We start from the raw sequence: 12,731 nt of genomic DNA, 5'->3' as shown, positions 1-12,731 counted from the left end.
AATGCCGGATACGGAAGCAGCATGGACTATGCCGATTTGCTCCTGCTGCGTTTTGGGGAGTTCACTTTGAAAGGAAAGAACCGCAGCCGGTTCGAGAAGACCATCCTGCGCCATGTCAGAGAGATGGTTAAGCCGTATCCGAATGTGAAGCTGACCCGGGAATTCGGGCGGATCTATGTTCAGCTGAACGGGGAACCGGCTGGAGCATTAACGGATGCGCTCGTCAAAGTATTCGGGATCGCCTCGATCAGCCCGGTGAAGGTGTCCATGCCGGAATTCGAGGATATTCTTGCGGCCAGCCGCACCTTCCTCCAGCTTGTTGCTCCGGCAGCGGGAACCAGCTTCAAGGTTAGCGTCCGCCGGGTGTGGAAGGAATTCCCTTACGGTTCTATAGAGATGAATAAGCTTATCGCTACACCGCTGCTGCAAGGCTATCCGGGGCTGCTGGTAGATGTGAAGTCTCCCGATATGGAACTGAAGATTGAGATTCGAGAAGGACAAGCACTCATTTTCTGTGAGAATATTGCCGGAGTCGGCGGCTTCCCGCTGGGAACGAACGGCAAGGCTATGCTGCTACTCTCCGGCGGAATTGATAGTCCGGTTGCGGGCTGGTCATCCATGCGCAGGGGACTGGAGGTGGAATGTGTCCACTTTTACAGCTATCCTTACACAAGCGAGCTTGCCCGGCAGAAGGTTGTAGATTTGACGCGTGTCTTGTCGCGTTATGCGGGTGTGATCAAGCTGCATCTGGTACCGTTCACGGAGGTGCAGACCTCTTTTGCCGGAATCGGGCAGGATAATCTGATTATTACTCTGATGCGCCGCGCCATGCTGCGGATTGCTACTGCGCTTGCTGAGAAGGAGGGGGCGCTCGCGCTGATTACCGGAGACAGTCTGGGACAAGTGGCGAGCCAGACGCTGCCCAGCATGAATGTGATCGGGCGGGCAACAACCTTGCCGCTGCTGCGCCCGCTGGTGATGATGGACAAGAGTGAGATCGTGGGGCTCTCCCAGACCATCGGTACGTATGACCTGTCCATCCTGCCCTACGAGGATTGCTGTACGCTGTTCGTGCCCAAATCACCGACGACGAATCCCAATCTGCGGATTGTAGACAAGATTGAAGCGACGCTGCCCGGCTATCAGGCCATGCTCGATACGGCGGTTGCCGCAACCGAGACGGTAATGATTACACCCTATGGCCAGGAGAAGCCTGAAGACTTGGTACCGGCGCAGGCAGGCCTTCAGGAAGAGTGGTTCTGAACAGCGAAGGCTGTCCGGCGGCGCTTCCAATGCCCGGCGGCCAGGATACCCGCGATCACGGCGGCGATGAACAGAAGGTGCAGCAGCGGATGTGCCTTGAAGTAAGGGGCAATTACCTTCTCGCCGGTAATCATGCTGGAGGCTGTGAATCCGAGCACGCCTGAGCCGAGATAGATAATCCACGGATATCTGTTGATCAGCCGGATGAACAGGGTGCTTCCCCAGACCACAATGGGCACACTGATCAGCAGTCCCAGCACAACCAGCGTAATATTATGATTGGCTGCACCGGCGATGGCAATGACATTGTCCAGACCCATCGCTGCATCTGCGATCACAATAGTCCGCACAGCCGCCCACAGGGTGCCGCCGGCCTGGATATCCGTATCCGCACTGCCGCCGGCCAGCAGCTTATAGGCTATAAGGATCAGCAGCAGTCCGCCGATGGCCAGCAGCCAAGGAATCTTAAGCAGCCATACTACAAGAATAGTGGCGATAATACGCAGAATGACCGCGCCGCCTGTACCGAGCAGAATCGCCTGCTTTTGCCGGCTTCCTGCGAGGTTCCGCGCGGCCAGGCCAATGACAATGGCATTGTCGCCAGCCAGAATAAGATCAAGGAACACGATATTCAGCAGAGCTAATATGAAATCCGCAGCGGATGTATTCATCCCGGTCATCTCCTAATAGATGTGGTAGGCTTGCCTCTCCCTTACGGGCGGTCAGCCGGAGACTATAGATATACGCGGCAATCCGTCTCCACATGCGCAGTTTCTAAAATAGCGGGACAAGAAGCATAGCTTGTCGCCCTGGGGCATACATGTAGATACATGGAGTTCAGGGAGGCTGAGGTGGATGGATTCATTACTGCTGCTTGGTGAAATTTTAATGATTAATCTGGTGCTCAGCGGGGACAATGCGATGGTCATTGCGATGGCCAGCAAGAATCTGCCGGAGAAGCACAGGAGGCTGGCCGTCTGGTGGGGGGCCGCCGGAGCGGTCGCGCTGCGCTGCATCCTGACCTTCGCCGCAGTACTGCTGCTGAAGATTCCCTATATTGAAGCCGGAGGAGCGATGCTGCTGCTCTGGATTTCCTTCAAGCTGCTGCTCGAAGACGAGGACGAGCTCCGTATCGAGGGAAGCCCCAGCGTCTGGAAGTCGGTACGTACCATACTGCTGGCGGACTTCATCATGAGTCTGGATAATGTGCTGGCGATTGCCGGGCTTGCCAAAGGGGATCTGGCGCTGATTGTAATCGGGATTGCGATCAGTATTCCGATTGTCGTCTGGGGGAGCAGCATTATCGTGGGCTGGCTGCACCGCTTCCCGGTGCTGGTCTTCATCGGCGCCTACATTCTGGCGTATACCGCCGGGAATATGCTGCTGCAGGATGCCAAATTCGGCCCGGTGATATCATTCCTGCTGCCGACGCTTCATGCGATGCTGCCGATGCTGCTGGGAATTATCGTTGTGGTCACGGGGATGCTGAAGCGCCGGAAAGTATCTGCGAGCTAGAAACCGGCAATAATAGGCTGTACCAAAAGCTGGAAGGCTTTGGTGCAGCCTTATTTCTTTTTTTCGGAGAAGGTCCTGGGATACGCTGAAGAATGATGGTATTTTATGAGTATTTCAGATAAAATAAAAGGAAACCTGTCGCCCGGGTGGGACTGCTGAAGGGGCAGGGACCAGTGAAAAGACACGAATTTTGAAGGGATAGGTGAAAGATGTCTTCCAAAAATGACATGAAACTGGGTGTGCTCATCGCCGCCGCCGGCCTAGTAATTCTGCTGGGTAAGCTGGGGGTGTTCGGTTTTCTGGGACGGGCCTTATGGCCGCTCATCCTTCTGGTTCCGGGCCTGTTCCTGCATGTGCTCTTTTTCACCCGCCGTGCTTCTGCATCTGTACTCATTCCTGCGGGCATACTGACAGTGTACGGCTTGCTATTCGGCTTATGTAATACGTGGGGCTGGGACCTCATGAGACACTTATGGCCTGTTCTTCTGCTGGGGATCGCGGTAGGACTGTACGAATATTCGCTGTATGCTTCAGTCAGAACGAGGGGCTTGACCACCGCTGCTGTAATTCTGGGACTGCTTAGCCTTGTGCTGGTGATCTTCACACTGCTCGGTACCGGGGCGCTCTATCTGCTCGGCGCTGTGCTGGTGGCTGCGGGACTGTGGCTGATGCTGGGAAGAGGCTGGCCGGGAAGCCGCAAGAAGTGGAACGGTGGCTGGTAATCAGGCCGGCAACACGTCATGATGGGACCATATAAGACTGCGGAGCCGGATATGATGAGAAAATAGAAAATTTAAGCGGACTTGGCAACGTTTTTTTCAGAAAAAGACTTGCTTTTCATAGTACTTTCACTATAAAATTAAGGAATGTTGGAGCGTCGGCTTTCTGCCTGGCGCTTCTTTTGTGAGACTGCCGTGACATGCTAAGAATTTAAACAGTTTTAATTTGATAAATGAGAGGATTTGGATACAAATCATGCATTCAAGAAAAGATATCCGTAACATTGCGATCATTGCCCACGTTGACCATGGTAAAACAACGCTCGTCGATCAGCTTCTCCAGCAGTCCGGGATTTTCAGCGCACACGAGCACGTTCAAGAACGCGCCATGGACTCTAACGATATCGAACGCGAACGTGGAATTACAATCCTAGCTAAAAATACAGCAATTACTTATAAAGAGTTCCTGATTAACATCGTAGATACACCTGGACACGCTGACTTCGGCGGTGAAGTAGAACGGATCATGAAGATGGTTGACGGTGTACTGCTCGTTGTTGACGCTTATGAAGGCTGCATGCCGCAGACCAAGTTCGTACTCCGCAAGGCACTGGAACAGCACCTGACCCCAATCGTAGTCGTGAACAAGATTGACCGTCCGGCTGCGCGTCCGAAGGAAGTCATTGATGAAGTGCTGGACTTGTTCATCGAGCTTGAAGCCAGTGACGACCAGCTTGAATTCCCTGTAGTCTATGCTTCTGCGCTTAACGGCACATCAAGCATGAACGCAGAGAAGCAGGATGAGACCATGCTTTCACTATACGAAACCATCGTTGAGCATATCCCTGCTCCAACTGAGAAGGTTGATGAGCCGCTGCAGTTCCTGGTAACACTGATGGACTACAACGAATACCTGGGCCGTATCGCCATTGGCCGCGTGAACCGCGGTGTAATCAAGCAAGGCCAATCCGTTACAGTCATCATGCGTGACGGCAAGAGCAAGACTGCCCGTATCGAGAAGCTGTTCGGCTTCCAGGGTCTGAAGCGTGTGGAGACAGAAGAAGCCGGCGCAGGCGACATCGTGGCTATTGCCGGTATCAAGGACATCAACATCGGTGAGACGATTGCTGATCCGCAGCATCCGGAAGCACTGCCGGTTCTGAAGATTGACGAGCCTACGATGCAGATGACGTTCCTCGTGAACAACAGCCCGTTCGCAGGTAAAGAAGGCAAGTGGGTTACTTCCCGCAAGCTGCGTGAGCGTCTGTTCAAAGAGCTGGAAACGGATGTCAGCCTGCGTGTGGATGAGACGGATTCCCCTGACGCCTTCATCGTATCCGGACGCGGCGAGCTTCACCTTGGTATTCTGATCGAGAATATGCGGCGTGAAGGTTATGAGATGCAAGTGTCTAAACCACAAGTAATCATTAAAGACATCGATGGTGTCAGATCCGAGCCGCTTGAGCGCCTCATGATTGACATTCCGGAAGAAAGCATGGGCTCCGTTATGGAAAGTCTGGGCAGCCGTAAAGCCGAAATGGTCAACATGATCAACCACGGCACCGGCCAAGTCCGTCTGGAATTCCTGATTCCGGCACGCGGCCTGATCGGTTATAACACGCACTTCCTGACACTGACACGCGGCTACGGTGTAATGAACCACGCCTTCGACAGCTATGCTCCACTGATTGGCGGCCAAGTTGGCGGACGTCATCAAGGTGTGCTTGTAGCAAGTGAAAGTGGAACAACCACCCAATATGGAATCGTGGGTGTTGAGGATCGCGGTATTCTCTTCTTGGATGCAGGTACAGAAATTTATGAAGGTATGATTGTAGGCGAGCATACTCGTGATAACGATATTATCGTCAACATTTGTAAAGAAAAAGCACTTACCAACATGCGTACCTCAGGCAAAGATGATACTGTAAAGATGAAGACACCACGTACCTTCTCTTTGGAAGGCGCGCTTGAATATTTGAATGAGGATGAATATTGTGAAATCACTCCGAAATCTGTCCGTCTGCGCAAAAAGATCCTGAACAAGGGCGAGCGCGAACGTGTAGAGAAACAGCGTAAGGCGGCGCAAGCCAGCCAAGCCTAAGAGATTGCCATTCAAGCCGCCGGAAAAATCCGGCGGCTTTTCTCATTGTGCCGGACGCGATCTTTCAAATTGCAGGGATTAATAGCAGTATAAAACGGCTGCGGGTGATATAATGTAAGCGAAACTTATATCCGGGAGGAGTGACGGGCTATGCAAAGCTGGTTCGCTGAGCATCCAGTTGTCGCTTACATTGTCATTTTTATATTACTGACTTATGTGTATAACCAAGTATTCCGCGTCAATCAGAAGCTGCCGGTCGGCAAAGAGATCGTACTCTATCTGATGATGGCGCTGGGCTCGGGCATGCTTCTTATCTTCCAGCACGACAAGCTGCCAATCATCCAGTGCCTGCTGGTGGCGGTCGGTCTGATGCTGCTTGTACGGGTCCGCTATCTGGTGGAGGCCCGGCAGAAGCGGAAGGCTGCGGCTGCGGATGCTGCGAAACGGCACTAAGCGCAACTTTTGAACACCGGGTTCGTCTAATTGATTACGAAGTGATCTGCTTCTAATCCAGTTGAATGAAAAGGAACTAAAGGGATTATGAATACAAGCAAGGGCAATCTGCCACCCAGAAGGAACGGCCAGCAAGGAAACGTCAATAACAGACAACAGTCCAGAACTTCTGCATCAACCACAACCAAAAATACAAGCAGAAACACAACCAGAAAGAAAAAACCGCCAAAGCGCGGATTCTTCGCCCGGCTGATGAGAGTCCTGCTCGTGATTCTCTTGGTCGCCGTAATAGGGGCACTAGGCTACGCAGGGTATCTGTACTGGAAGGTTGACCAGGGAGGCTTCGGAGTGGACCAGCCGGTTGCGGCAGGACAATCCGCCTCAGAGAAGCCGCTGACGATGCTGCTGCTCGGCACGGACAACCGTCCGAAGCACCCGTCTAACCTGACGGATGTAATTATGGTCGCGGCCTTGAATCCGGAGACCAAATCGGCAACGGTAGTCTCCTTGCCCCGCGATACCTATGTAGAGCTTAGCGGATACAAGAAGACGAAGATCAATGCCTTTTACTCCCGCTTCAAGAGCAAGGAGAAGACCTCCGGGACTCGGGCCGAGGATGAGATGAAGAAGATGATGGGCAAATATCTGGACATTAAGGTCGATTATACGACCGTGCTGGATTTCCAGGGCTTCCGGGATATTGTGGATGAGTTCGGGGGCGTGGACGTTAATATCAGTGCCAATATGTGTTACACGGACAGTGTGGACGGTACCGATATTAATCTCAAAAAAGGCGAAGCCAAGCTAAACGGAGATAAAGCGCTGGATTATGTGCGTTACCGCAAGTCCAACTGCAAGCCTTCTACGAAGCCTTCGGATGATTTTGAACGCAACAAGCGCCAGAACGAGGTATTGACTTCACTGATCTCCCAGATGCAGTCGCTGGGCGGCGTACTCAAAATCGGCCGGGTGCTGGATGCGGTGGATAATAATCTGGAGAGCGATATAGAGAATGCGCAGATTAAAAGCCTGATCGCTACTTACTGGGATATCTCCAAGGAAAATGTCGAATATGTGCCGGTAACCGGAACCTGGCGCAGTCCCTATGTATATATTAACGATAAGGAGCTGGACGCAGCCAGGAAAAGCCTCCAGGACCGGATATCCGGTGAGTCCGCTACAGTGGTCTCAGGCCAGCGTTGAGAGCGGGGCAGGGTACAATCTGTAAATTGAATGCAAGTTTCGTCCTGTGCTATAATATAATAAATTGAATGCATTCATGCCGCATAGGGGGCCTGTAACTATGTCTGAAGCCGTTGCTCAGCTCAATGAAACTCTGCTAGCTATGCTGCAGTCGGAGACGTTTGTTCTTCTTAACACTGTGGATGCTGAATTCGGCGGTCCTACGTCGACTGCGATCTCCTGGATCTATGCTGTGAGCCCATCCATTGTCCGGCTGGCTGTGGACCACCGCTCCAGACTGGTGAACAACATGAAGGTTAACCCGAAGGTAACGATTACCGTGTTTGGCGAAGGGACGGTGCATGCCATCAACGGTCATGCTGCGGTTCGGCTCGACCCGTTGCCGGATGTTCCGTTTAAGATGTGCTGTTTTGATATTGAGATTGAAGCGGTCCGCAATGCGCTGTTCTACGGTGCACACCTGGAATCTGCTCCAAAATACGCGAAGGTATACGATGCACGTGCGGCTGAGAAGCTGGACGGACAAGTGTTTGCCGCCATGCAAAAAGCCTAGTGTGCTGTCACTAGGCTTTTTTTGTCCAAATATTGGGTTATTATGGAGTTGAAGCATATCCGGTTGCGTGAGGCGTAAGCTTATCTTGTATTCCCTTGCGGCTCTATATCCTCCGGCAGCTGCGGGATGATCCGGCCGATAATGTCGGCCATCTCGGAGGCGAATCCCGAGACCGGGTTACCCTTGGAGATATGCTTGCCCATCTCGGCCAGCCTGCTGCTGAGGTCCATGTCGGCAGTAACCAGAACTCTGACGCCCCTCGGGTCCTTGCGGATCGCTTCGGCTACCGAATATTTCACGCTTCCGACCCGCGAACGGGTAAGGGCACCGTCTACATCAATGCCGACCACGGCAACGTTGTTCATAACGACGCAGTGGACGCCTTCCACACCGGGGACTCTTCGTGCTAATTGTTCAAAATGATCCTTAAGTGCAATATCGCTCTCGCGCTTGCCTTCTGAAGGTTGCCCCGAATCCGGGGTGGGCTCCTGTACGGCTGCACCATCTTGCGACAATGGCCGCACTTCGCGGTTCCCCTGGCTGTGTACCGCTTCAGCCGACTGTTTATCCTGAGGAGAGGGTGATGTCTCTTTATTAGCGATACCGCAGCTTGTCAGCAGCAGCAGTACCAGCAACAGACACATTGATTTTCTCATATGTGCGTACTCCTTTCAGCCTGTGAATCAGTGATTTCCCTTATCTTGCCCTTGCTGAATAGAGTTATGTATGATCAATCAAACCAGGCGCTGTGGAGGGGATAACATGAAAAAGATATTCGTACTGGACACCAACGTGCTGTTGCACGACCCCAATTCGATTTTTTCTTTCAAGGCGAATGAGGTGGTCATTCCTGCTGTAGTCCTGGAAGAAATCGACTCCAAGAAGCGTAATGCCGATGAAATCGGCCGCAACGCCCGCACCGTATCACGTCTGTTAGACGGGCTCCGGGAGCTGGGCCACCTGCATAGCGGGGTGGTACTGGACCATGGAGGCACGCTGAAGGTGGAGCTTAACCACCGCAGCTTCGTCAAGGTACAGGAGATGTTCGGCGAAGTCTCGAATGACAACCGGATACTGGCTGTAGCGCTCAATTATCTCCATGAGGAGAACGAGAAGCCTGACCCGAGTCCTGTGGTACTTGTAAGTAAAGATGTTCTCGTCCGCATCAAAGCGGATGTGCTTGGTATAACCCCGGAGGATTATCTGTCCGACCGGACCGGAGATCTGAATGAGCTCTACTCCGGCTGCCAGTCGCTGATGGCGCATCCTTCAGTGATCGATGAGTATTACAGCCACCGCTTCCTGCCCACGAAGCAGCTGTCGCTGTCCTATCCGCTGTATCCGCATGAATTCGTAATTCTCAAGGACGAGATCGGCAGCGGCAAATCCGCTCTGCTGAAGGTCAACAGCGATGCCTCCCGTCTGGAACCGCTCTATCTCGGCAACGATGCGGTATGGGGCATCAGCGCCCGGAATGCGCAGCAGCGGATGGCGCTTGAGCTTCTGCTGAATGATGATATTCCGCTGGTGACCATCACAGGCAAGGCGGGAACCGGCAAGACACTGCTGGCGCTCGCCGCCGGATTATTCAAGGTAGAGGATGAACACAAATACAAGAAGCTGCTGATTGCCCGTCCGGTCGTCCCGATGGGGAAGGATATCGGCTATCTGCCGGGAGAGAAGGATGAGAAGCTCCGTCCATGGATGCAGCCGATCTACGATAATCTCGAATTCCTGTTCGATACCAAGAAGGCAGGGGATATTGATAAAATATTGATGGGCCTGGGAAGCATCCAGGTCGAGGCGCTGACCTATATCCGCGGACGCTCCATTCCGTCGCAGTTCATTATCATTGATGAGGCGCAGAACCTGTCCCGCCACGAAGTGAAGACCATTGTCTCCCGGGCCGGCGAGGGCAGTAAGGTGATCCTGATGGGTGACCCCGAGCAGATTGATCATCCTTATCTGGATGCGGCGAGCAACGGTCTCAGCTATATCGTGGAGAAATTCAAGCAGCAGGGCATCAGCGGACATATCACCCTTGAGAAGGGCGAGCGTTCGCATCTGGCTCAATTGGCCGCCGATCTGCTGTAACCAGCCAAACACCTCACAAACTTTATTCCAGCCGGGAGCTAACCACTCCCGGCTTTTACCTGCCCGCCCCCGGAAGCGGGGGTAGAGTTTTTGTGCAGTTAAAAGGTGCAATCAGCGGAGGGAGCGGAATTGTTCTGGAGAAGCGTAACGTTCGCCTTTAAAGACCGATTTCAACCTCTAATCCATTACTGAATAAGAAATCGGGCTTTAACAGCGATCGGAAGAATAATCCGCACACGCAGCGTCTTGCGCACCGGGGTTTTAACCTGCACTGAACAATCCCGCCGTTTCCTTCTATATAAAGAGAACGTTTTCACAACCCAAGACAAGCGCCTGCATCTCTGCTAAAATGAGGAATAAGAAACGCTGAAGGAGAGGGCGCATGTGCTGAAACGCAAAAATTACTGGCTGCTGTTTGCAGTTCTGCTGCTGGCGCTGACAAGCCTGTCACCCAGCATGGAGCTGAATACGGATCATGGAAGCTATCCGCCCAGACAGCCGCTGGACCAATCAGAGCGTCCTCCTTCAGGGGAAGCAGGAGAGATCCAGAGCCTCCAGATCCGCGTCTCGCTCAGCACGGAGGAATTCAGCGTGCTGGAGCAGATCAGCAAAGAGTACACCTTATCCAGCGGAGTGGATGTGAACCTTAAGAATGTTGAAGCGGAAGACGGTGGGGCGCAGATTCAGCAGGAGCTGACCGTTGGGACAAGCCCTGACATTGTGATGCTGGACGGTCATAGTATTTATGATCTGGCGACCCGGGGATATCTGCTGCCTGTAGATATCTATCAGAGTGTTCCGGGCAGCACACCGCTGACGATGCTGATTCCGCAGATGCAGTGGAACGGATATAACTGGGGAGTGCCGCTGGATATCGATCCATATGTCCTGGTGTATTCGCCGGAGCGGCTCGCCGTCTTGGGGGTTGCAGAGGTACCGGCAAGTCTGGCGCAGTGGAACGAGCTGCTTGGCCGGGTGAAGGTGGACCCGGAGAAGAAGCGGTATCTGCTGGCGATGGATACGCGGAATCCGTACGGGTATGCCGCTGTGCTGCATAGCATGGGCAGCAGCCTGCTGTCCGCCGGCCTTGAGCAGGCCCAGTGGACAGAAGCAGCGCGCAGTTATTTCTATCTGACCAGCCGGTTCAACAAGGAGATCTGGGAGCTGCTGCAGGATGGGAAGGTTGCGGTGGCGGCTGTGCCGCTCTCGGAGTGGAAGAAGCACGGGAATTCGACACTGGCGGTGCAGATGCCGAAGAAGCAGGAGGGCGTACCGAATGAGGAGGTGATCGACAGCCGCTTTTTTGCCCTTCCTGCCCAGTCCGGCAGCCCGGAAGCAGCGGTCAAATGGCTCGCTTATGTCACTTCAGACACGGCTCAGCTGGAATGGCTGGAGAACACCGACCGTCTGCCTGCACTGGCTGAGCTGTACCGCTCAGCCCAGCCCAAGCTCGGGTTGCTGCCGATGGAGGCCGGGTGGTTCCTTGCAGAGGATAACACGCCCGGCTCCGGGACTGAGGCAGAGTGGAACCGGAGGGCGGACGCGGCGCTTGGTCTGATAACCGGCAAGCTGGATGCAGCCGGTTATCAAGCCTTTGTGAAGCCTGCTTTAGAATGAGAGGGACAGCTTCACATGCAGGATGCCGTCCGAGCTTGCGACCTCGGTGGCCTGCAGGAAGGAGACGATTTTGGAAGGATAGAAGCCAAGATCGAACTCTTCCTCCAGTGCCTGGCGGGTGGTATCCGGCAGCTCCAGGCCATTGAACACCACATGATCAACATGGAACATCAAGCCGTTGACAGGCTCCTGCTGTATGGTATAGCGGCCGGTCAGCGACAGCGACAAGCCCCCGCTTTTCCCCGTTGCCGAGATGGAATTATCCTTGAAGACAAACCGGAAATCCTGGAACAGCGGGTTCTGGGTAACCAGGAATTCATTCAAATCCTTTTCCGAAAGCGCCAGATTATAGGTCATCCCCTTGCGCTCCAGCACGCCATCCCGGCTCTGGACGAACTCCGGCAAATGCTTCATCGCTGAAGCCAGCGCTTTGAAATACTTGCGCACCTCATGCAGTCCGATATTCTCCCAATATTTACTGAACTCCTCCAGCAGCCGCTCCATACTCTCAGGATCTGTACTGGCCTGAATCCCGCCTGCAATCTCCTTGTCTAAAGCGAGCACACGCTTCTGCTGCTCTTCCAGCGCCGTTTTGAGCTCGGCCAGCTCCTGACTGCTGCGCCGGGCGGCCGTGAGCGTGCTTTTCAAATCCTTATACTGCGTCTCATATTGCGTGAGCGTTCGCTTGTCCTGCCCCATAATGATCTCATAATAATCGAATAGAGCGATTACCCTGCTGATGCTTTTGGCGGAGAGGAATGCACTAAGAAGTCCATCCCGTTCTCCCATATAATAGGCACGCACAACGGCGCCCGCCCGTTCCTGCTGATCCGCGATATTACTTTGCTTGGCGGCAGCCTGCTTCTCCAGCTCAGCGGCTTTGCGCTCCAGCGTCTGTTGTTCAGCGGTAATCCGGGTGATCTCTCGTTCGAGCTCTGCAGAGGAGAGCGTCTGCTCCAGCAGCTTGCGGGTCTCTTCATCATCCGGCATGGAGGGCAGCGGAGCGCTGACTCCCGGAGTGGAGCCGGAACCGGCGGACAGAAATACCGGAGAAGCCGGCGGCATGACGATGCAGGTGAGGATGAACATTGCTGCGAATATCCGGCGGACAGATTTACGGGATAACACTTGCACCACCACCTTGAACAGAGTTAGACAGGTATGTACTATTGATATGTTTCAGCCTGTTAAAATATCATACCCTGTTTTGGGG

12 protein-coding genes are annotated in these 12,731 nt (G+C 53.6%); 9 read left to right on the top strand and 3 right to left on the bottom strand.

The genetic code is table 11. The annotated features are described in order from the left end of the window. The first annotated feature begins 21 nt into the window (after positions 1-21). A complete protein-coding gene (gene thiI, locus MHH28_RS14270; RefSeq protein ID WP_405117090.1) occupies positions 22-1,263 on the top strand; it encodes a tRNA uracil 4-sulfurtransferase ThiI in 1,242 nt (413 codons plus the stop codon). Here thiI and MHH28_RS14265 read toward each other — a convergent pair. Further along, positions 1,245-1,934, bottom strand: a complete 690-nt coding sequence (locus tag MHH28_RS14265) for a TerC family protein (RefSeq protein ID WP_405115943.1) — start codon at positions 1,932-1,934, stop codon at positions 1,245-1,247. The two genes, thiI and MHH28_RS14265, sit on opposite strands and share 19 nt — an antisense overlap. A 184-nt stretch (positions 1,935-2,118) precedes the next feature. On the opposite strand from MHH28_RS14265, the gene MHH28_RS14260 reads away from it, so the two are divergent. The 6 genes from MHH28_RS14260 (at position 2,119) to MHH28_RS14235 (ending at position 7,807) form a co-directional block, all read left to right on the top strand. Then, positions 2,119-2,778, top strand: coding sequence for a TerC family protein (locus tag MHH28_RS14260; protein ID WP_405115941.1), 660 nt, complete (start codon positions 2,119-2,121; stop codon positions 2,776-2,778). 209 nt (positions 2,779-2,987) lie between these two features. Beyond that, positions 2,988-3,500 carry a hypothetical protein gene (locus MHH28_RS14255; protein ID WP_405115939.1) on the top strand — a complete coding sequence of 171 codons (513 nt, stop codon included), beginning with the start codon at positions 2,988-2,990 and terminating at the stop codon, positions 3,498-3,500. A gap of 253 nt (positions 3,501-3,753) precedes the next feature. Then, positions 3,754-5,598, top strand: coding sequence for a translational GTPase TypA (gene typA / locus MHH28_RS14250; RefSeq protein ID WP_405115937.1), 1,845 nt, complete (start codon positions 3,754-3,756; stop codon positions 5,596-5,598). A gap of 150 nt (positions 5,599-5,748) precedes the next feature. Next, positions 5,749-6,051: a YlaH-like family protein gene (locus MHH28_RS14245; protein ID WP_405115935.1), complete on the top strand. Its 303-nt coding sequence runs from the start codon at positions 5,749-5,751 to the stop codon at positions 6,049-6,051. Positions 6,052-6,303: 252 nt separating this feature from the next. Further along, entirely contained in the window at positions 6,304-7,254 is a 951-nt protein-coding gene (locus tag MHH28_RS14240; RefSeq protein WP_405115933.1) for an LCP family protein, read from the top strand. Between the two features lie 100 nt (positions 7,255-7,354). After that, positions 7,355-7,807, top strand: coding sequence for a pyridoxamine 5'-phosphate oxidase family protein (locus tag MHH28_RS14235; protein ID WP_405115931.1), 453 nt, complete (start codon positions 7,355-7,357; stop codon positions 7,805-7,807). A gap of 80 nt (positions 7,808-7,887) precedes the next feature. On the opposite strand, the gene MHH28_RS14230 is transcribed toward MHH28_RS14235, so the two are convergent. Then, a complete protein-coding gene (locus MHH28_RS14230) occupies positions 7,888-8,463 on the bottom strand; it encodes a YhcN/YlaJ family sporulation lipoprotein (RefSeq protein ID WP_405115929.1) in 576 nt (191 codons plus the stop codon). A 106-nt stretch (positions 8,464-8,569) separates the two neighbouring features. Here MHH28_RS14230 and MHH28_RS14225 point away from each other — a divergent pair, with 106 nt between their 5' ends. Together MHH28_RS14225 and MHH28_RS14220 are read left to right on the top strand one after the other, a co-directional pair. Next, positions 8,570-9,901, top strand: coding sequence for a PhoH family protein (locus MHH28_RS14225; protein ID WP_405115927.1), 1,332 nt, complete (start codon positions 8,570-8,572; stop codon positions 9,899-9,901). 384 nt (positions 9,902-10,285) lie between these two features. Continuing rightward, positions 10,286-11,518, top strand: a complete 1,233-nt coding sequence (locus tag MHH28_RS14220; RefSeq protein WP_405115925.1) for an extracellular solute-binding protein — start codon at positions 10,286-10,288, stop codon at positions 11,516-11,518. Here MHH28_RS14220 and MHH28_RS14215 read toward each other — a convergent pair. Further along, the gene (locus MHH28_RS14215) at positions 11,510-12,646 is read right to left on the bottom strand and encodes a coiled-coil domain-containing protein (protein ID WP_405115923.1); all 1,137 of its coding nucleotides are present in this window, start codon (positions 12,644-12,646) and stop codon (positions 11,510-11,512) included. The genes MHH28_RS14220 and MHH28_RS14215 overlap by 9 nt on opposite strands. Between the last annotated feature and the right edge of the window lie 85 nt (positions 12,647-12,731).

Source organism: Paenibacillus sp. FSL K6-1217, assembly GCF_045040735.1.
GTDB lineage: Bacteria > Bacillota > Bacilli > Paenibacillales > Paenibacillaceae > Paenibacillus_AQ.
The sequence above is the reverse complement of the archived record's forward strand: the minus strand, read 5'-3'. Positions and strand labels throughout refer to the sequence as shown.

What these genes read in the sequence shown, in the direction of transcription:
- MHH28_RS14230 (WP_405115929.1), bottom strand. Translation starts at nt 8,463, where the DNA reads ATGAGAAAATCAATGTGTCTGTTGCTGGTACTGCTGCTGCTGACAAGC.
- thiI (WP_405117090.1), top strand. Translation starts at nt 22, where the DNA reads ATGGACTATGCCGATTTGCTCCTGCTGCGTTTTGGGGAGTTCACTTTG.
- MHH28_RS14225 (WP_405115927.1), top strand. Translation starts at nt 8,570, where the DNA reads ATGAAAAAGATATTCGTACTGGACACCAACGTGCTGTTGCACGACCCC.
- MHH28_RS14260 (WP_405115941.1), top strand. Translation starts at nt 2,119, where the DNA reads ATGGATTCATTACTGCTGCTTGGTGAAATTTTAATGATTAATCTGGTG.
- typA (WP_405115937.1), top strand. Translation starts at nt 3,754, where the DNA reads ATGCATTCAAGAAAAGATATCCGTAACATTGCGATCATTGCCCACGTT.
- MHH28_RS14255 (WP_405115939.1), top strand. Translation starts at nt 2,988, where the DNA reads ATGTCTTCCAAAAATGACATGAAACTGGGTGTGCTCATCGCCGCCGCC.
- MHH28_RS14245 (WP_405115935.1), top strand. Translation starts at nt 5,749, where the DNA reads ATGCAAAGCTGGTTCGCTGAGCATCCAGTTGTCGCTTACATTGTCATT.
- MHH28_RS14235 (WP_405115931.1), top strand. Translation starts at nt 7,355, where the DNA reads ATGTCTGAAGCCGTTGCTCAGCTCAATGAAACTCTGCTAGCTATGCTG.
- MHH28_RS14240 (WP_405115933.1), top strand. Translation starts at nt 6,304, where the DNA reads ATGAGAGTCCTGCTCGTGATTCTCTTGGTCGCCGTAATAGGGGCACTA.
- MHH28_RS14265 (WP_405115943.1), bottom strand. Translation starts at nt 1,934, where the DNA reads ATGAATACATCCGCTGCGGATTTCATATTAGCTCTGCTGAATATCGTG.